The organism is Polynucleobacter hirudinilacicola, assembly GCF_002192535.1.
Taxonomy (GTDB): domain Bacteria; phylum Pseudomonadota; class Gammaproteobacteria; order Burkholderiales; family Burkholderiaceae; genus Polynucleobacter; species Polynucleobacter hirudinilacicola.
Genome location: NZ_NAIA01000003.1, coordinates 856,867 through 875,005 on the forward strand (window position 1 = coordinate 856,867; position 18,139 = coordinate 875,005).

The window sequence follows — 18,139 nt, forward strand, 5'->3', positions numbered from 1 at the left end:
CGATTTAAGCAACATCTCATCGATGTTGTATGGACTGAGAGGTACTCAATGAATCACAAACATTCTTTGTATGTTTGCAAAACAATTTTGTCTGTTTCCATCTATGGAATGATATTTAGTTCAGCCAAAGCACAAACACCAAATCTAGAAATTACCGCTACTGGATCACAAGAAGCTACCCAAAGCATCTTGACGCCAACCAAGGTTTTACAGGGCGATGAGTTACTCAATAAACTGGGAACAACGCTTGGGGCAACTCTAGCAAATGAATTAGGCGTCTCTGCCACAGGCTATGGCGCTGGCTCTTCTCGTCCAGTCATACGTGGCCTGGAGGGTTCACGAGTGCAAATCTTACAAAATGGTCTATCTGTTGGAGATGTCTCTAATATCTCCCAAGATCATGCTGTTGGCAACAATATGCAAAATGCCCACCAAGTTGAGATTCTGAGAGGGGCTGCAGCCCTACTCTATGGCTCAGGCTCAAGTGGTGGCTTAGTGAATGTGGTGAATGACCGTATTCTGACTAATCTTCCTGATAGAGCAACGGGTGCAATTAATACTAGTTATGAAACTGTTAATAATGGACGTGCTGGATCACTTGAGGTTGATGGTGCCATCGGATCAGTAGCCGTACACGTAGATACCGCAATTAATAATGCCAACAATTACCGCATACCTGGCAGCTCGACACAGTCACAAGGCGAACCTGTTGGCGGTTGGACAGTTCCAGAAGGTGGAAATGGAGGTAATAACTACACAGGGAAACTTCCCAATACCTTTAGCAATCAAAACAATTTGGGAGTTGGAGTTTCTTATATAGGGCAAAACGGTTACACCGGTGTATCGGTTGAGCGTTTAAATAATAACTATGGCATTCCGACACCTGAAGGTGGATCAATTAATCAGTCGCAGAATCGTTATGACTTGCAGCATCAAACGCGTGACCCTTTTGCTGGCTTCTCATCATTTAAATTTAGTGCTGCAAATAGTAATTACAACCATACTGAATTTACGAATACTGGCGAAGCAGCATCTCTGTGGAAGAATATTGCTAATGAGGCCCGTTTTGAATTAGCTCATAATCCGATTGCTGGCTGGAAAGGCACCTTTGGAGCGCAAGTTTCTACTGCATCACTCAATGCCACCGAAGTAGGTACCGGAAGCTATGCGATCGTACCGCCCACCAAGACTAACTCGAATGCCCTTTTCTGGATTGAGGAAGGCAAATGGAACTCCTTACAAGGTAATTTGGGTCTGCGTTATAACAACGTGGCACAAAAGCCTAACCTGGGAACTGAGTTAGAAACGCAAGTCATGAATACGGGTGCTGATACACCCAGCATCACCTTACAGAACCGCACTTTTAATTTGATGTCCTACTCTGCAGGAGGTTTATGGAACTTTATGCAAGGTCATGGTGTCGGTGTGGCTTATACCGTTTCACAACGAGCACCTAGTGCGCAAGAGCTTTACTCCTATGGTGCTCATGAATCTACTGCAACCTTTGATATTGGCAATCCGAATCTCAATAAAGAAACATCCCATAATCTAGAGTTCAATATCCAAAGGACAAGTGGCTTATTGCGTGGTAAAGCAAGTGTCTATGCTAATCGCTTTAATAACTATATTTATGGCTATTACACTGGTCAATCTGTTCCGGATGTTGAGAATTTTTCTGTAGTAGTCGCTCAACAGGCAGCGGCAACCATTAAGGGTATTGAAGGTGAATTGACCTATAACTGGCGTGAGCCAGGTCTTGGCGGTAGAGTTTTTGGTGATGCCTCGCAAGGAAGCTTTGATGCAGGCGGTAATTTACCTTTGCAACCAGCACCAAGACTTGGCGCTGAGATAGCGCATCAACGCAATGGCTGGCTCACTAATGCGACTTATATCTATAGCTATCAGCAAAACCGCCTGGCAAGCTGGGAACAAGGTCCAGCACCAAGTTACAACCTATTAAATGCTGGCATCTCGTATACAGAAAAAATTCAGCAGGTGAATTGGACTGTTTATCTCAATATGAAGAACTTACTCAATGAGCAGATTCGGTATGCAACCACTCCAATGGCTGTGAGACTGTATGCACCTCAGCCAGGTAGAAGCTTTATGGTTGGGCTACGGGGTACGTTTTAATACAAATCTGGCACGTACATCTCAGGCGGGACGGGTCCACGTAAGTAATCTGGATTGTGGACTCGAGCTGGAAGCGTAATCTCTGGATGTGAAATTTCGTGATATGGAATTTGAGTCAAGAGATGGCTGATGCAGTTTAAGCGAGCTTTTTTCTTATCGTTTGCCGCAACAACCCACCATGGCGCCTCAGGAATATGCGTACGCTCTAGCATGGTCTCTTTAGCTTTAGTGTAAGCCTCCCAAAGGCGACGAGCCTCTAGATCCATGGGACTTAACTTCCACTGCTTTAAAGGATCATGAATTCGCATCATGAAACGGTTGTACTGTTCATCATCGGAAATAGAGAACCAATACTTAATCAGAATGATTCCAGAGCTGATCATCATGCGCTCTAAATCAGGAACTGTTCTGAGGAATTCTTCATATTCTTTCTTGGTGCAGAATCCCATGACTTTTTCAACGCCAGCTCGGTTGTACCAGCTGCGATCAAAAAGAACTATCTCCCCGCCTGCAGGAAGTTGAGATATGTAACGCTGAAAATACCACTGAGTTCTCTCGCGTTCATTTGGCGCTGGTAAGGCAACGACTTTGCAAACTCGAGGGTTTAAGCGCTGGCTGATACGCTTAATAGCACCACCCTTACCTGCGGAATCACGTCCTTCAAATAAAACGGCAACCTTCACTTTATTAGCAACAACCCAGTCTTGTAGTTTGACTAGTTCGCTTTGGAGTCTAAATAACTCTTTGAAGTAAACATTTCGGGGGACGGTTGAATTGCCATCGCCATCAACCGAGAGGCGGCCATCATCCATTTCCATCTCGAGCTCTTCATCCATGCTATCCAGAATTTCTTCTTGAGCACGTTTGTACCACTCGGCCATCTCTTTATGCTTTGATGTCATACGCTTCATATCGTCCTTATATTCACATTTTTAGAATATATATATGACATATATATTACAACCCGTTTAATTGCAGTTTTTTGCTAAGTATTGGGCTATTTGCTCCTGACTATGCAGTGCTAGACCTTTTCGATCCAATGCCTGACCTGATTTTGCTTTGATAGGCGAAAAGAATGTTAATACCACCCGTAGTCTTCGATTTTTCAATATGCTGGCCATAGAACCGATCAAACCCATGTCACCGATAAAAGCAGGAACTTCAGAATGTTCACCGGTAATTTGATCGAAATACGCTAGAGCTAGAGTACATACCGGAACCTCTGCTTGAGCAGCCGCTTCAAATAAATTAGGCTTAAAGGTCTGAACACTTTTACCGATAGTAGAAGTACCTTCAGGAAATATACAAATTGACTGGGTTTTTAATAGCACAGCCATATCAGTAACAACCTGCCTGGCATGTCTTGAGCTCTCTCTATTGATAAAAACCGTTCCTAGTTGTTTTGCCATCCATCCAAAAATTGGCCACCGCTCAACTTCAGACTTGGCTACAAAGCGAATCGGTTTGAAAGCATTAATCGCATGAATATCCATCCAAGACACGTGATTAGCCGCTAGTAAACAGGAGGAGTCTGTAAGAGCATCTACATTGTTAACTTGCAACTGAATACCGAAAATCTTCAATAGTCGTTTTGACCATCTTTGGATATGTTGCTTCTTGCCATTAGCATTTAGGAATGGAAAAAGTACTAGCAAGGTCATTGCCCCGCGTAATACATGCAGCCACACCAGAAACCAGAGGGTGATGTATAGAAGAAATGGGGTGGCACGTTGCGAGGGTTGAATTGTATGTGTCATAAGAGCTAGCTATATTCACTATCGTAAATCATATATGCATCGTCATAAAAGTGTCTTAGAACTGTCATGATGCTTACACAGTCACTTGGCTTAATGTTGTTTCATGATGCATTACAGAGCCATCTGGATTTCAGACGTACACCTAGGAACATCAGGGTGTCAGGCAAACTACCTCCTCGATTTCTTAAAGCATAACGAGGCTGACAAGTTCTATTTGGTAGGCGACATTATCGACGGCTGGAGGCTGAAAAAATCATTTTACTGGCCACAGGCACATAACGACGTAGTTCAAAAGCTATTACGTAAGGCTCGTAAAGGCTCTGAAGTTATCTATGTCCCAGGCAATCATGATGAAAGTGCCAGACAATTCTTTGGCCTCTCTTTTGGTGATGTCAAAGTAGTCGAAGAATGCATTCATACAACCTTAGACGGCAGAAAGCTCTGGGTGACCCATGGCGACTTATTTGACGGAGTAATGCAGTACGCTAAGTGGTTGGCCTATGTAGGTGATACGCTTTATTCCTTCATTCTGTATATCAATCGATATTTCAATATGTTGCGGGTCAAGATGGGTTTGCAATACTGGTCCCTGTCTCAATACCTCAAGCACCAAGTGAAGAATGCCGTTAGCTATATTGCTGACTTTGAACACATTATGGCTAGAGAAGCGCGTCTGCGCGGCTGTGATGGTGTTGTTTGTGGCCATATTCACAAAGCCGAGATCCGTGAAATTGACGGTCTCCTCTATTGCAACGATGGTGACTGGGTAGAGAGCCTCACTGCATTAGTTGAAACCCATACCGGGGAACTCAAAATTATTCATTGGCCACACATTAAAGGTGAGCCACTTGAAATTCCAGAAATTTCTTTCCAACCTGCCGTTCAACCACTCATCAAAGAGGCTGCGCTATGAAAATTATGATCATCACCGATGCATGGGATCCACAGGTAAATGGTGTTGTTCGCACCCTAAAACAAACTCGTGCTGAACTAACTGCAATGGGTCATGAAGTAGAAATGATTACCCCCAATGGTTTCAAGTCCATTCCCTGTCCAACTTACCCAGATATCGCCCTCTCCCTATTTCCAGGAAAAGAAGTATCGCGCCGTATTAAAGAATTCGCGCCTGATGCAATGCATATTGCAACCGAAGGTCCACTAGGTCTATCTGCACGCTCATATGCCGTGAAGAATGATCTGCCATTTTCTACTGCTTATCACACTCGCTTTCCTGAGTATGTAAAAGCTCGTACGGGTATTCCTCTTGGAATTACCTATGCATTTATTCGCTGGTTCCATGGTCCATCAATGGCGGTAATGGCACCAACCGTTGTGGTGAAAGATGATTTAGAAAAGTATGGCCTGCGCAATGTAGTACTGTGGTCAAGAGGCGTAGATCTTGATGTATTTAAGATGCAAGAATCCAAAGCTCTTAATACGGCGCATCCAATCTTTTTATATGTAGGTCGCGTTGCCGTAGAAAAGAATATTAATGCATTTCTAGAGATCGACTTACCAGGCTCAAAGTGGGTAGTTGGTGATGGCCCTGCAATGGCTAGCATCAAGGAAAAATATCCAGAGATTAACTATCTCGGCGTATTACAGCAACATGAATTAGCTAAAGTTTATGCGGCTGCCGATGTCTTTGTATTCCCCAGTAAAACCGATACCTTTGGCTTAGTACTACTTGAAGCAATGGCCTGCGGCACTCCTGTGGCTGCCTATCCAGTAACCGGCCCTATTGATGTCTTGGGTGATTCTCCTGCTGGGGCTATGAACGAGGATTTGCGTGAAGCGTGCATTGCGGCATTAAAGATTCCTCGCGAGGCAGCGCGTGCACATGCTGAGAAATTCTCATGGAAAGCTGCTTCCGAGCAATTTGTAAATCACCTCAAGCCAGTTCCATCACCTGAAGTACACGTGACAGCGCTAGCTTAAAAGAAGGCATCACTTGAACTCTAAATACCACATTAACCAAAATCCTCATAAAGGCAATCGAGGATTAACCAGGGCTTGGCACGCTGCCAAAAACTCTTGGTGTGGTTTGGTTTACGCTTTTTTAGAGGAAAGTGCATTCAGACAAGAGCTCACCCTATTTGCAATATTGACCCCAGTCGCCCTTTACCTACCAACTACTAACCTAGAAAAAGCTTTACTAATTTCTTCCTTGATCATGGTGCTGGTTGTGGAGTTATTAAATTCTAGCGTAGAGGCAGCTATTGATCGCATCTCTTTTGAACATCACGATTTATCCAAAAGAGCTAAAGATTTTGGCTCAGCAGCTGTAATGCTAGCCCTATTCATTGCCCTTTTAATGTGGTCTGCAGTATGCATTCCGCTTGTCTTAAAACTGTAACAAACGACCTCTACAGTCATACAAACATTCAATAAGGCTTACTTATGTCAGATATTCCGAACCCAATTGGCGCCTTTGAAATTTTCTCCATCAAAAAAGAGAAAAAGCTTACTGTCCCCAAATCAAACCCCTTTAAGAAGCTTTCTAAAAAACTAGCCAAGAAGCTCTTTGGTAAGAAATTTGCTACTAAAGCACGTGCAGAGATTGCTGCAGTTGAAATAGCACCAACAGTAAATCCAGTTACTAAAGCGAAGAAGCCATCATTTCAAATTGAATGGGCTAGCTCTTCTAGTGAAGTTAAAGAAGCGCAAAGATTGCGTTACAAAGTTTTTGCGGAAGAAATGGGTGCAAACCTCTCTCAAAATGCAGAAGGTCTAGATATTGATGAATTCGATGCATACTGCGATCATTTATTAATCCGTGACCAAGATACTTTAAAAGTGGTTGGTACCTATCGCGTGTTACCTCCACACAAAGCACAAGAAATTGGCCGCTTATATTCTGATGCGGAATTTGATTTATCCCGTTTAGATCATTTACGCCCAAAATTGGTTGAATTAGGTCGCTCTTGCGTCCACCAAGACTATCGCTCTGGTGCGGTCATCATGGCCCTATGGAGTGGTTTAGCACAATACATGCAAAAGAATGGTTATGAAATCATGCTTGGCTGTGCCAGTATTCCGATGGCTGATGGTGGCCACTTTGCAGCGAGCTTATACAACTCTCTCAATAGCGATCAAATGGCGCCAACGGAGTTTCATGCCTTCCCTCGTCTTCCACTGCCATTAGATAAACTAAACGGTGGATTAGAAGTAGACGCCCCTCCACTAATTAAAGGCTACCTCAAGCTTGGCGCTAAGATTTGCAGTTCACCAGCCTGGGATCCAGACTTTAATACGGCGGACTTGCTAACCATGCTGCGCTTATCGGATATCAATCCACGTTACGCAAAACACTTCTTAGGTTTGTAATCTCGTTTTTACTTCAAACTGAGTTCGTAAGAGCGGCCGATGCGAGACCATTCGGCCGCTTCTTTTAGTAGGCTGAACTCTGTTAAGGGGTGGGTTTGGGCCCATTCTTTAGAAATGCATACCTGGTAAGCACCATCATTTTCAGAAACTTTTACCTTCGGTAAGTCTTCATCGCTTCTACCACGACAAAGTACTTGGGCTAATCGCAGGCAAAACAACATGCGCCAATCATGAAAGCCGGCGTTGTTTGCAAGCTTACCTAATTTACCGGTATGCCCAATCAAGAGTGCAGCTAAGCGGGCTTGATCGTTTTTAGAAAAGCCCGGCATATCAGCATTACCTGCTATGTAGGCCGAATGTTTGTGATACCCGTTATGCGAGATGGATAGACCAATCTCATGCAAATTAGCAGCCCATTGCAACAGTGCAATATTGTCAACCCTGCTCTCTGTATCTGGTTTAGGTAATTGCTGCAAGAATTCAGAAGCTAACTTTCCAACGCGGGTTGCTTGTTCACGATCTGCGGAATACCGCTGCATAAACTGCTCAACGGTTACATAACGCATGTCATGATGTTGAGAGCGGCCCAGAAGGTCATAGAGAACGCCAGTACGCAAAGCAGCATCGGTAACCTCCATCTCTTCGATACCGAGCTCATCAAATACAGCCAACATAATGGCTAAGCCACCAGGCCAGACAGCCCTTCGATCATCCTTCAGTCCTAAAAGCTCAACTTGACTAATATGTTCATATTTCAGGAGGTGCTTTTTCATAGCACGCAAACTATCGCGCGTAATGAGACCGCTAGAAGTATTCACACCCCCTAAAGTCAAACCATCACTATGGCCATTGAAGTCATTGGCAGCAATTAATTCAGCAAGGGCTCTGGCGGTACCAGAGGAGCCAATCGCTTGTTTCCAGCCGCTCTTCAGATATGCCCCTGCAATAACCTGGATCTCACGCCTAGCTGCTAATTCAGCTTCTTTAAAAGCATGAGAATCAATACTACCTTTAGGGAAAAAACGCATGCTATGGGAAACACAGCCGATATACAGGCTTTCCATGAGCTTGGGTTCATAACCCTTACCGATAATAAATTCGGTAGAACCGCCGCCAATATCGACTACCAGGCGGTTACCGTGAACTGCGGGAACTTCATGCGCAGCACCGATATAAATCAATCGCGCCTCTTCAACCCCTGCGATGACCTCAATTGGAAAGCCCAAGGCCTCTTGTGCATCTTTTACAAATTGCGGGGCATTCTTAGCAACACGTAAAGTATTGGTAGCAACTGCGCGGACATTAGATGGATCAAAGCCTCGAATGCGCTCGCCAAAACGTCTAATCGAGGTTAAGCCCCTTTGATAGGCGTCATTGCCTAAGAGTTTGTTTTCGGTAAGACCTGCTGCTAGTCTCACTGAATCACGCAAGGTATCTATGGGACGAAGTTGCATTCCCGATGGCGTATTAACAGCCTGAGCAACCAACATACGAAAACTGTTGGATCCCAAATCTACTGCTGCGACTAAGTCGCCAGAAGAAGATGTGGAGTCGTCAGAATGAATTGCCAAAATAGTCCCTAAAAATACTTACACCAATCGAATATGTCTATTTTATGAAATATCCATGACACATTGATGAAATTACAGCTCAGTCCAATAGGAATAAGGCTATGCGGCTAGGTTTTGCTCCGCGCTAGAACAATCTAGGTCTCCGAAGCTGCAAAAAATACAGCAATCACCAGATTTAGGCTTCAAGATGCAAGCACAAGCGCGGCAACGATACAAATGCTGAGAGGATCCTCTTGGAATCTCTAGAGTCTCTGTCGCCTGGCAGTACGGACAAGTAATGGTCGAATGTTGTTTTTCTTGGGCGGTCACAGAGATATAGTGGACTGCAGATATTTCAGGAATATGTCAGACCCCATCCAGCTCAATGACAATACCTTTTCAACTTTAAAGAGCCGTTTTTTTGCTTGCCGCCTTCAATCTGCCGCTCTTGACGGCCTTCGAAAATACCTCGAAATCCTGTTGATTCTGCTTTGCATAAGACCTAGCAAAAGAATATAAGGCCTCAGTCAGCTCCTTGGACTGGCCGCAATACCCTGCAATCATGGCAGCATCACCTGAGCGTGCGTGACCTAGGGCCAAGGCCCATCCAAAAAGCCTTGCATAGTCTGGGAAGTTCTTTAAAGATACTCCTCCTGCACCAATCCCAATACCGCCCTTCATATCGCGTAATTGGCGCAAATAGAATCCCTGACTCTGATTGATATCGTATTGAACTGAACCAAAGTTTAAGAAAATATCAGGTGCACCCTGAAGCAGTCGTTGACCCGCTACTACACGATGACCCATATCACGATAAATAGATTCACCTAAATAAGGCGTGAGGACAGATTTTTGTGATTCCTTGTACTGCAAGAATAATGGGTCATGTTCGCTATCACCTTCAAAATACAAGACCATACAATTGGTACCAACACTGCCAACGCCTACAACCTTTCTAGCATAATCTTTGAGCGAATAGCGTTGAAATAAAATTTGTCGATCTACGAGCAAGGTGCTGGAATAATTTAATAGCGCCTTATCGATCAGCGATATCAATTGAACGCCATAGGCATCTTTCTTGAAGTGCTCAATTAAGGGCGGTCTATTAATGATCTTACGATTCTTGCCAACCAATGTCGTGAGACTCTGGAGTACCTGAATATTCCCCTGCCCTTTTGTCTCTTTCAAGTAGGCATCAAGATTCTTCTGATGCTCCTTGCTAAAGTGCTTGCGGATATCCTTTTCGCCAATAAATACTTGGGCTAAATCTAAATAGGGCATTTTGGCGTATTCATCCATGCGTTTCTGGTATTCAGAAACGATGCGATAAACCAGCTTTTTACCTAATGCTTTATCGCCGCCCATGCTATCCGAGGCAATCACCGCACTTGCGACTAAACGTTTGATATCCCACTCCCAGCTACCAGGCAGCGTTTCATCAAAATCATTAATCCCAAATACCAATCGATGCTCAGCAGTTCCGAATAAACCGAAGTTCGACACGTGCATATCACCGCAAAGCTGAACAGTCACATTTGTTGTGGGCTGATTTGCCAAGTCCTGAGCCATGACGGCGGCACCACCTCTAAAAAAAGCAAATGGAGACTGCAACATGCGCTCATAACGAATAGGAATCAAAGATGCAATACGTTGACTAGCCTGTGCCTCCAATATTGTTACTGGGTCAATTCGCTTCTTGGGAGGCGTGTATTTGCCCTGTTCAGAAAAGTTAACTAGCTTACGTAAAGCCTTGCCATCAGCCATACGCTTTTTAATACTAGGACGCGGGTCTTTGAATGACTCAACAGACCTAAGGACGGCAAATTGTGGTTTCTGCTCTAAAGACATGGGGGCTACCTAAGTATTCAATTGTTTTACTTATGTTAATGCCTAAGAAAGAGCTGGGATACACTGAACCAACAATTACTTTTCCACGGAAATAAGCATGCAGGATTTCAATCTATACGGCACTATGGCCTTAAGGCTAGCTTTAGCCCTACTCGTTGGGACTATTCTTGGCCTAAATCGTTGGCTGCACCACAAGTCAGCCGGTATACGCACACACTCTTTGGTTGCAATTGGGTCTGCTACAGCGATTATGCTGATTAGTGACTTCATGCAGGATGATGCTCAGGCAGTCAGCCGCGTTTTGCAAGGGCTGATTACTGGTCTTGGCTTTTTGGGTGCCGGGGTGATTATTCATGAGCAACGCTCCAGACGGGTCCATGGCCTCACTACTGCAGCTAGTCTTTGGGCCTGCGCCCTGATTGGGGCTGCCTTTGGTGCAGGACAGTTTGTTTTAGGGGGATTGGCTCTGGGAGCTATCCTCATTACACTGGCCTTAGGAGGCCCCTTGGAGAGGCTCTTTGCTAGGCTAAATGGGGTTAAGAGGAGCTCTGAAATTTCGGGGGATCCAGACTAAATAAGCCAGAAATACTAAAACCATGTTTTGTCATATTTCTTTGATAGGATTGGCATTCTTTGAAACAATAAGCTAAAGCCATGAGTGAATATCGATACGAAGATGCAGTAAAGCAGTTACAAGAAAGTGGTGCAATTGGCCTTGTTGACCTAAAAAGCCTCCCCCATGATGATCTTGTAGAGTTGCTTGAGGAAATCAAGGTTTGGTGCCTATACGCTGGCGGCAAAACTGAAAAACTTCCTAAAGAGTCTAAAAAGAAGAAAAAGAAGAAAAAAGACTAATTCTTAGGGAGTCAAACGCTCCTTAGGAAAGCACAACTTAAAGGTACTGCCCTTGCCAGGAGTGCTTTCAATTGCTAATTGAGCTTGATGTCGACTAGCAATATGCTTAACAATTGCAAGTCCAAGACCAGTTCCACCGGTATCCCGAGAGCGACTTCTATCAACTCGATAAAAACGCTCTGTCAGTCTTGAAAGATGTTCTGAGGCAATACCAGGGCCAGTATCACTTACAGAAAATTCTCCCTGCCCATCTGCATTGATGCCCCATCTCACATGAATTTGGCCAGCATCAGGAGTGTAACGAATTGCATTCGATACTAAGTTACTGAATGCAGAAAGTATTTCTCGTTCTTCGCCCAATACATCTTCTTTGGTAAGCACTTCAAAAGTAAAGCTATGATGCCCGTGAGACAAAGCTTCTGCATCATTTTTAAGTAAGGCCATTGATGTTTCAATATTGACCTTATTTGTCGCCGCTGGCAATGAATTGGCTTCTAAATTGGCAAGCGTTAATAGATCCTCCACCAAACTCTTCATGCGTTGCGCTTGAGACATCATCATCTCAAAATACTGATCGCGTTGGCCTTTTTCTAGCTCTAAAGATTGAACTGTTTCCAAAAATCCCATCAATACCGTAATTGGTGTTCTCATTTCATGAGATACATTGGCAACGAAGTCACGGCGCATGGCATCCGCTTTTTGGAGATCCGTTACGTTTTGTACTAATAATAAATGGCGCCGATTACCAAATGGGAAGGCTTGCAACATTAAGCTTAGACTGCTGTCTGGGCCCATGCGCTCAAGCAGTAAAGGCTCATCAAAGTTACGCTTGTTGAGATATTGAATAAATTCTGGTCGACGAATTAAAAAATTAATCCGCTGCATCACGTCTCGTTTAAAAACGAGCCCAAAGAATCGTTCAGCAATACTGTTACACCACTCAATCTGATCATCTTGATCAAGCATCAAAATCCCGTTTGGTGATGCTTGGAACGCTTCAATAAAGTGATCATGTTGCTGCTCAATATTACGCATTCTTTGCTTCAACGTTTTAACCAAACGCTGCAGTCTAAAAAATATATCCTCCCAAAGTCCACTTGGTAGAGGCATGCTCTCAACAGAATCAGATTGAACGTACTTACCTAATCTTGCTAGATTGACATAGGAGTAGACGAGAGGAATCGATAAAAAAGCGATGCCGGTCACAATGGCTAATTCGGGGCCCCAGTTATAAAGGACAATAAATGCGCCGATGAGCGCAAGGCAAACCAAGAAAATGAATCGTGATAAGGCGGAAATCATGGTGCAATCTTAGACGATCTCTAAAAAGCTCCAAAAATTAGCCCAAAAAGCCTGGTTCTGTCAGCCTAGGTCTCGGTTGGTGTTTTGGTAATCCGGTATCCACTACCCCTGATGGTCTCAATAAAGCGATCGCAATCTACCGGGGTCAATGCAGCCCTTAAGCGCTTAATGTGGACGTCAACCGTACGCTCTTCGATATAAACTTCATTACCCCATACCTTATCAAGTAAGTTGGTGCGTGAATGAACGCGCTCTGGGTTAGCCATAAAGAATTGCAGCAGGCGATACTCTGTAGGACCTAAAGCAACTGGCTTTGGCTCACAATTAGGCCAAACAGCCAAGACTCGATGGGAGCTAGGATCGAGCTTTAAGGGCCCAACAGTAAGTGGGCCAGTGTCATCAATCGGGGTCTGTCTACGCAATAATGCTTTGACTCGAGCAATTAATTCCTTGGGTGAAAAAGGCTTTGTGACATAGTCGTCCGCCCCAGAATCTAAGCCCATAACCTTATCGGATTCCTCACTTTTAGCAGTTAGCATCAAGATAGGTAGGCCTCTAGTGCGCTCATTTGCCCGTAATTCCTTCGCAAATTGAACGCCTGACTTGCCTGGAAGCATCCAGTCGAGGATTACCATGCTTGGCAAGCGATCTTTCATCATTGCGATGGCAAGATCAGTTTGCATTGCTTTCTCTACTTCATAACCGGCATGACTTAGATTAATTGCAATCAACTCTGCAATGGATGGCTCATCTTCAACTATTAGTATGCGGTGAGTCATAGTAGGTAATGTATTTATTCTTTATTGGCTTCGCGCACTAAATCTTCATGTGGTATGTGGCGCACATCAGATCCCTTTGCGATATAAATCACAAACTCAGCAATATTTTTTGCATGATCACCAATGCGCTCAATTGCCTTAGCAATCGTGAGCATATCTAAACCGGTGCTAATAATATGTGGATCTTCAGACATATACGAAATGAGTTTGCGCACAAAGCCCCTAAACTCTTCATCGATCTGACGGTCCTCAGCCACAACCTCAGCAGCTGCAATGGTATCGAGTCGTGCAAATGCATCCAAACTACGACGCAATAAATTAATAGCCATCTGACCAGAAAGCCGAATCTCAGCCACATTAATATTGTGTGGAGCGCCGGTCTCAATGAGACGTTTAGTACGTTTGGCAACGCGCTCCGCTTCATCCCCAGCGCGCTCCAAATTGGTAATCGCCTTTGATACAGCCATTACTAATCGTAAGTCGCGAGCGGTTGGCTGACGTCTTGCAATCAGCTCAGTACAAGCTAAGTCAATTTGAATCTCAAGATCATTTACGAGTTTTTCATTCTCGATCACAACATTGCAGGTATCAGCATCCATTTGCGTAAATGCACGCATCGCAGTAGAAATTTGGGCTTCTACTAAGCCACCCATCTCTAATAAACGGCTAGAGAGTGAATTTAAGTCCGCATCAAATTGTGATGATAGGTGTTTATCTGGCATTTAATGTCTCCAATTAACCGAAGCGGCCGGTAATATAGTCTTCTGTTTCTTTGCGCTTAGGCTTGATAAATATTTCATCTGTTTTACCATACTCAACCATGCTTCCAAGATACATATAGGCAGTGTAATCAGATACGCGGGCAGCCTGCTGCATATTGTGGGTAACAATCGCAATCGTGTACTCATGCTTGAGCTCATTAATCAATTCTTCAATTTTGCCGGTAGAAATCGGGTCCAATGCTGATGTAGGCTCATCGAGCAAAATCACAGATGGTTTCACTGCAACACCACGAGCGATACAAAGGCGTTGTTGTTGACCACCCGATAGTGATAAACCACTTTGGTTCAATTTGTCTTTAGCTTCATTCCACAGGGCCGCCTTATTGAGAGCCCACTCAACCCGCTCATCCATTTCAGAGCGTGAGAGCTTTTCATACAAGCGCACACCAAAGGCAATGTTTTCATAGATGGACATTGGAAAAGGAGTTGGCTTTTGGAAAACCATACCAATACGTGAGCGCAGCAAGTTCAGATCTTGGCCTGGCTCCAGAATATTTTGGCCATAGAAATTAATTTCACCTTCAGCACGTTGACCAGGATAAAGGTCATACATGCGATTTAGGGTTCTCAGTAGCGTAGATTTACCGCAACCAGAAGGCCCAATAAATGCAGTTACCTTACCTTGCTCAATATCAAGATTGATGTCTTTAAGGCCCTGAAAGGAACCATAAAAGAAATTAAGATTTCGAACCTCAAGCGCATTGATAGCAGCCTGCTCTGATTGTTGATTTGTTGATTCCACTTTACCCCCTTGACTATCAATCTTATTTAAGTCAAACATTGATTTCATATTACTCATCATCCCTGGACCTTCTCACGGAATACCACACGCGCCAAAATATTTAAGCCGAGCACGGCAAATGTGATCAATAAAGCTGCAGCCCAGGCTAAATCAACCCAGTTATCGTAAGGACTCATTGCAAACTGAAAAATGACCACTGGCAAGTTAGCCATTGGAGCATTCATATTGGTCGAGAAGAATTGGTTATTTAATGCTGTAAATAGTAATGGCGCTGTTTCACCGCTCACTCGCGCAAGAGCCAACAAGATACCAGTTATCACACCACTTTTCGCAGCGCGCAAAGTAATCATGAAAGCGACTTTCCATTTAGGCGTTCCTAAGGCATAGGCAGCTTCACGCAAACTTCCTGGAACTAAGCGCAGCATATTCTCTGTTGTTCTCACTACAACCGGAATTGCAATGAGAGCCAATGCAATCGTGCCAGCCCAACCAGAGAAGTGACGAACTTGTGCCACTACCAATGCATACACAAATAGACCAATCACAATGGAAGGTGCAGACAACATGATGTCAGTAACGAAGCGAGTAGTTGAAGCAACCTTACTTCTATCCCCATACTCTGATAGATATAAACCAGCCAGCACGCCAATAGGGGTGCTGATTAGGGTACAACTAGCAACAATCATGAGACTGCCAACAATCGCATTAGCCAAACCACCGCCCTCTGATCCCGGCGCAGGCGTACTATGAGTAAAGACGTCTAAATTTATTGAAGAGAAGCCTTTAATAAATAAAATACTCAAGATCCAAAGCAAAAATACCATGCCTAGGACCATAGCCGTCATAGAGAGGACTAAGCCAATTTTGTTTGCACGCTTACGCTTAGCAAAAATTGCAGGGTCAATATTTGAGAGACCGTTCATGTTTTTAGTCCTTGCTTTTTCTCCATATTCATCAGCATCCACTTAGCAACGGCTAAGACAATGAATGTGATGACAAATAGCGCGAGACCCAGCGCAAATAAGGAAGAGTAATGCGCCCCAATCTCAGCTTCACCAAACTCATTTGCTAAGGTCGATGCAATTGAATTACCAGGAGCGAATAGAGATGGAGATAAGCGATGGGCATTGCCAATAACGAAAGTGACTGCCATCGTTTCACCCAGCGCCCTACCTAATCCGAGCATGATGCCGCCAATCACACCAGCTTTTGTATAGGGAAGCACAACATTCTTAACAACTTCCCAAGTCGTACATCCAATACCATAAGCAGATTCTTTGAGAACAGGCGGAACGATTTCAAATACATCGCGCATTACTGAGGCGATGAACGGCAGAATCATCATCGCAAGGATCAAACCTGCGCAGAGAATACCGATACCGTTAAATGCTCCAGAAAAGAGAATACCTAAACCAGGAATCTGACCAAGAGTTGCAGCTAATGCTGGTTGAATATATTCACCAAATAGTGGTGCGAATATGAACAGACCAAACATACCGTAAATAATCGATGGCACAGCGGCAAGCAATTCAACTGCAGTACCTAAGGGCCTTTTTAGTGGGCCCGGGCATAGCTCAGTTAGAAATACTGCAATACCAAAACTCAAAGGAACCGCAATGAGTAAAGCAATCAGAGAGGTAACAATCGTTCCGTAGATAGCAATTAAGCCACCAAATTCACCATTAATAATGTCCCACTCTTTAGTGAAGAAGAATCCAATTCCAAATTTATCAAGAGCTGGCCAGGCATTAATCACCAAAGAGATAATGATGCCTACCAAAGCAATCAGCACGGATACCGCAAAGAATTGTGTAATTGCGTGAAATAGAAAATCTTGTACACGCTGTAACTTAGCAATCCTGAGAGCCTGCCGTGTTGGAGCTGAGTGAGACTGAAGAATATCCATTATGAATTTGGCTTATTTAAATATTGAAACAGCCCCACATTGTTGTGGAGCTGTTCGTTGATGAATGATTAACAAATAACCATCAAATCTTACTTAGTTACAACCTTAGTAAATACGTTCTTACGAATAAAGTCTGTTGTTGAATCAGGCATCGGAACATAATCCAACTCTTCTGCCATTTTCTTGCCATCTTTAAATGCGAAGTCAAAGAATTTGATTACTTCAGCTGCATTAGCTTTGTTCTCAGGATTTTTGTATAACAAGATGAATGAAGCGCCACTAATAGGCCAAGATTTAGCACCAGAAGCATTGGTAATAAAAGTACCCATACCTGGGATCTTTGCCCAATCTGTTCCAGCAGCAGCTGCAGCAAAAGTGACATCATCAGGAGCAACAAAATTACCATCTTTGTTTTTCAAGGAGATATAGGTCATTTTGTTCTTCTTAGCATATGCATATTCAACGTAGCCAACAGAGTTCTTGACTCGTGAAACGTTTGCAGCGACACCTTCGTTGCCTTTACCACCAACTGAGGAGGCTGCTGGCCATTTCACTGCAGCGCCAGCACCAACAGCATCTTTCCACAAGGTACTTACTTTTGCTAGGTAGTCAGTAAAAATAGCGGTAGTACCAGATCCATCTGCACGATGAATAACAGTAATTGGACCGGAAGGGATCTTCACACCTGGGTTCATGATAGCAATGCGTTTATCACCCCAGTCAGAAATAATGCCCTGGAAAATATCCGCTAAGGTTGGGCCATCTAATTTGATTTCGCCTGGCTTCACACCATCCACGTTAATAACTGGAACCACACCGCCGATGATGGCTGGAAATTGAACCATGCCATCCTTTTCAAGATCTTCAAATTTCACTGGATTATCAGTAGCACCGAAATCCACTGTTTTTGCTTTAATTTGCTTGATACCGCCAGAAGAACCAATTGACTGGTAATTCAAATTAGAGCCTGTTTTTGCTTTATAGGCTTCTGCCCATTTAGCATAAATTGGGTAAGGGAATGTTGCGCCTGCACCTGTCATATCAGCAGCAAATGCAACTGGAGCCAATGAAATAGCGCTAATGACTAGTGCTTTTTTCAAGAAAGATTTCATGTGATTAGTCCTAATATAGAAATAACGCAACATTGCGATATAAGGA

The 18,139-nt window shown here is 43.8% G+C and carries 19 protein-coding genes; 7 read left to right on the top strand and 12 right to left on the bottom strand.

Going from position 1 to position 18,139, the window contains the following annotated elements; all coding sequences use genetic code 11:
- Positions 1 to 48: 48 nt before the first annotated feature.
- Entirely contained in the window at positions 49 to 2,133 is a 2,085-nt protein-coding gene (locus B6A14_RS08490; protein WP_087910030.1) for a TonB-dependent receptor, read from the top strand.
- Here the strand turns inward: B6A14_RS08490 and ppk2 are convergent.
- Together ppk2 and B6A14_RS08500 are read right to left on the bottom strand one after the other, a co-directional pair.
- The gene (gene ppk2, locus B6A14_RS08495; RefSeq protein WP_087910330.1) at positions 2,130 to 3,035 is read right to left on the bottom strand and encodes a polyphosphate kinase 2; all 906 of its coding nucleotides are present in this window, start codon (positions 3,033 to 3,035) and stop codon (positions 2,130 to 2,132) included. The two genes, B6A14_RS08490 and ppk2, sit on opposite strands and share 4 nt — an antisense overlap.
- 66 nt (positions 3,036 to 3,101) lie before the next feature.
- Positions 3,102 to 3,890 carry a lysophospholipid acyltransferase family protein gene (locus tag B6A14_RS08500; RefSeq protein ID WP_087910031.1) on the bottom strand — a complete coding sequence of 263 codons (789 nt, stop codon included), beginning with the start codon at positions 3,888 to 3,890 and terminating at the stop codon, positions 3,102 to 3,104.
- Positions 3,891 to 3,993: 103 nt separating this feature from the next.
- On the opposite strand from B6A14_RS08500, the gene B6A14_RS08505 reads away from it, so the two are divergent.
- Genes B6A14_RS08505 through B6A14_RS08520 form a run of 4 tightly spaced genes read left to right on the top strand, consistent with a single transcriptional unit; the run spans position 3,994 to position 7,217 of the window.
- Positions 3,994 to 4,803 (top strand): UDP-2,3-diacylglucosamine diphosphatase, encoded by an 810-nt coding sequence (locus tag B6A14_RS08505; RefSeq protein WP_087910032.1) that lies wholly within the window; start codon positions 3,994 to 3,996, stop codon positions 4,801 to 4,803.
- Positions 4,800 to 5,828 carry a glycosyltransferase family 4 protein gene (locus B6A14_RS08510; RefSeq protein WP_087910033.1) on the top strand — a complete coding sequence of 343 codons (1,029 nt, stop codon included), beginning with the start codon at positions 4,800 to 4,802 and terminating at the stop codon, positions 5,826 to 5,828. The genes B6A14_RS08505 and B6A14_RS08510 overlap by 4 nt, the downstream gene beginning before the upstream one ends.
- 13 nt (positions 5,829 to 5,841) lie before the next feature.
- The gene (locus tag B6A14_RS08515; protein WP_087910034.1) at positions 5,842 to 6,246 is read left to right on the top strand and encodes a diacylglycerol kinase; all 405 of its coding nucleotides are present in this window, start codon (positions 5,842 to 5,844) and stop codon (positions 6,244 to 6,246) included.
- A gap of 44 nt (positions 6,247 to 6,290) precedes the next feature.
- Positions 6,291 to 7,217 carry a GNAT family N-acetyltransferase gene (locus B6A14_RS08520; RefSeq protein ID WP_330831795.1) on the top strand — a complete coding sequence of 309 codons (927 nt, stop codon included), beginning with the start codon at positions 6,291 to 6,293 and terminating at the stop codon, positions 7,215 to 7,217.
- 8 nt (positions 7,218 to 7,225) lie between these two features.
- Here the strand turns inward: B6A14_RS08520 and ppx are convergent, their stop codons facing one another.
- The 3 genes from ppx to B6A14_RS08535 form a co-directional block, all read right to left on the bottom strand.
- Positions 7,226 to 8,788 (bottom strand): exopolyphosphatase, encoded by a 1,563-nt coding sequence (gene ppx / locus B6A14_RS08525; RefSeq protein ID WP_269088047.1) that lies wholly within the window; start codon positions 8,786 to 8,788, stop codon positions 7,226 to 7,228.
- Positions 8,789 to 8,887: 99 nt separating this feature from the next.
- Complete coding sequence (locus B6A14_RS10525) at positions 8,888 to 9,097, bottom strand: GDCCVxC domain-containing (seleno)protein (protein ID WP_087910035.1); 210 nt, start codon at positions 9,095 to 9,097, stop codon at positions 8,888 to 8,890.
- A gap of 75 nt (positions 9,098 to 9,172) precedes the next feature.
- Complete coding sequence (locus tag B6A14_RS08535) at positions 9,173 to 10,615, bottom strand: DUF2252 domain-containing protein (RefSeq protein ID WP_087910036.1); 1,443 nt, start codon at positions 10,613 to 10,615, stop codon at positions 9,173 to 9,175.
- Positions 10,616 to 10,712: 97 nt separating this feature from the next.
- Here B6A14_RS08535 and B6A14_RS08540 point away from each other — a divergent pair, with 97 nt between their 5' ends.
- Positions 10,713 to 11,189: an MgtC/SapB family protein gene (locus B6A14_RS08540; protein ID WP_087910037.1), complete on the top strand. Its 477-nt coding sequence runs from the start codon at positions 10,713 to 10,715 to the stop codon at positions 11,187 to 11,189.
- 80 nt (positions 11,190 to 11,269) lie between these two features.
- The gene (locus B6A14_RS08545; protein WP_087910038.1) at positions 11,270 to 11,470 is read left to right on the top strand and encodes a hypothetical protein; all 201 of its coding nucleotides are present in this window, start codon (positions 11,270 to 11,272) and stop codon (positions 11,468 to 11,470) included.
- A gap of 3 nt (positions 11,471 to 11,473) precedes the next feature.
- Here the strand turns inward: B6A14_RS08545 and phoR are convergent, their stop codons facing one another.
- The 7 genes from phoR to pstS all read right to left on the bottom strand — a co-directional run bounded on the left by phoR (position 11,474) and on the right by pstS (position 18,093).
- A complete protein-coding gene (phoR, locus tag B6A14_RS08550; protein WP_087910039.1) occupies positions 11,474 to 12,772 on the bottom strand; it encodes a phosphate regulon sensor histidine kinase PhoR in 1,299 nt (432 codons plus the stop codon).
- 65 nt (positions 12,773 to 12,837) lie between these two features.
- A complete protein-coding gene (gene phoB, locus B6A14_RS08555; protein WP_087910040.1) occupies positions 12,838 to 13,551 on the bottom strand; it encodes a phosphate regulon transcriptional regulator PhoB in 714 nt (237 codons plus the stop codon).
- Positions 13,552 to 13,565: 14 nt separating this feature from the next.
- Positions 13,566 to 14,273, bottom strand: coding sequence for a phosphate signaling complex protein PhoU (gene phoU / locus B6A14_RS08560; protein ID WP_087910041.1), 708 nt, complete (start codon positions 14,271 to 14,273; stop codon positions 13,566 to 13,568).
- 13 nt (positions 14,274 to 14,286) lie between these two features.
- A complete protein-coding gene (gene pstB, locus B6A14_RS08565) occupies positions 14,287 to 15,135 on the bottom strand; it encodes a phosphate ABC transporter ATP-binding protein PstB (protein ID WP_236635700.1) in 849 nt (282 codons plus the stop codon).
- Positions 15,132 to 15,998, bottom strand: coding sequence for a phosphate ABC transporter permease PstA (gene pstA / locus B6A14_RS08570; protein ID WP_087910042.1), 867 nt, complete (start codon positions 15,996 to 15,998; stop codon positions 15,132 to 15,134). Before pstA ends, pstB begins: the two co-directional genes overlap by 4 nt.
- On the bottom strand, positions 15,995 to 16,981 hold the full coding sequence (gene pstC / locus B6A14_RS08575) for a phosphate ABC transporter permease subunit PstC (RefSeq protein ID WP_087910043.1): 987 nt from the start codon (positions 16,979 to 16,981) through the stop codon (positions 15,995 to 15,997). The genes pstA and pstC overlap by 4 nt, the downstream gene beginning before the upstream one ends.
- Before the next feature lie 89 nt (positions 16,982 to 17,070).
- On the bottom strand, positions 17,071 to 18,093 hold the full coding sequence (gene pstS / locus B6A14_RS08580) for a phosphate ABC transporter substrate-binding protein PstS (protein ID WP_087910044.1): 1,023 nt from the start codon (positions 18,091 to 18,093) through the stop codon (positions 17,071 to 17,073).
- Positions 18,094 to 18,139 lie beyond the last annotated feature (46 nt).

Coding starts and splice junctions, on each gene's coding strand:
- B6A14_RS08535 (WP_087910036.1), bottom strand. CDS start 10,615: ATGTCTTTAGAGCAGAAACCACAATTTGCCGTCCTTAGGTCTGTTGAG.
- B6A14_RS08510 (WP_087910033.1), top strand. CDS start 4,800: ATGAAAATTATGATCATCACCGATGCATGGGATCCACAGGTAAATGGT.
- pstC (WP_087910043.1), bottom strand. CDS start 16,981: ATGGATATTCTTCAGTCTCACTCAGCTCCAACACGGCAGGCTCTCAGG.
- B6A14_RS08520 (WP_330831795.1), top strand. CDS start 6,291: ATGTCAGATATTCCGAACCCAATTGGCGCCTTTGAAATTTTCTCCATC.
- B6A14_RS08490 (WP_087910030.1), top strand. CDS start 49: ATGAATCACAAACATTCTTTGTATGTTTGCAAAACAATTTTGTCTGTT.
- phoB (WP_087910040.1), bottom strand. CDS start 13,551: ATGACTCACCGCATACTAATAGTTGAAGATGAGCCATCCATTGCAGAG.
- phoU (WP_087910041.1), bottom strand. CDS start 14,273: ATGCCAGATAAACACCTATCATCACAATTTGATGCGGACTTAAATTCA.
- pstA (WP_087910042.1), bottom strand. CDS start 15,998: ATGAACGGTCTCTCAAATATTGACCCTGCAATTTTTGCTAAGCGTAAG.
- B6A14_RS08540 (WP_087910037.1), top strand. CDS start 10,713: ATGCAGGATTTCAATCTATACGGCACTATGGCCTTAAGGCTAGCTTTA.
- B6A14_RS08505 (WP_087910032.1), top strand. CDS start 3,994: ATGATGCATTACAGAGCCATCTGGATTTCAGACGTACACCTAGGAACA.
- B6A14_RS08545 (WP_087910038.1), top strand. CDS start 11,270: ATGAGTGAATATCGATACGAAGATGCAGTAAAGCAGTTACAAGAAAGT.
- pstB (WP_236635700.1), bottom strand. CDS start 15,135: ATGATGAGTAATATGAAATCAATGTTTGACTTAAATAAGATTGATAGT.
- ppk2 (WP_087910330.1), bottom strand. CDS start 3,035: ATGACATCAAAGCATAAAGAGATGGCCGAGTGGTACAAACGTGCTCAA.
- phoR (WP_087910039.1), bottom strand. CDS start 12,772: ATGATTTCCGCCTTATCACGATTCATTTTCTTGGTTTGCCTTGCGCTC.
- B6A14_RS08500 (WP_087910031.1), bottom strand. CDS start 3,890: ATGACACATACAATTCAACCCTCGCAACGTGCCACCCCATTTCTTCTA.
- pstS (WP_087910044.1), bottom strand. CDS start 18,093: ATGAAATCTTTCTTGAAAAAAGCACTAGTCATTAGCGCTATTTCATTG.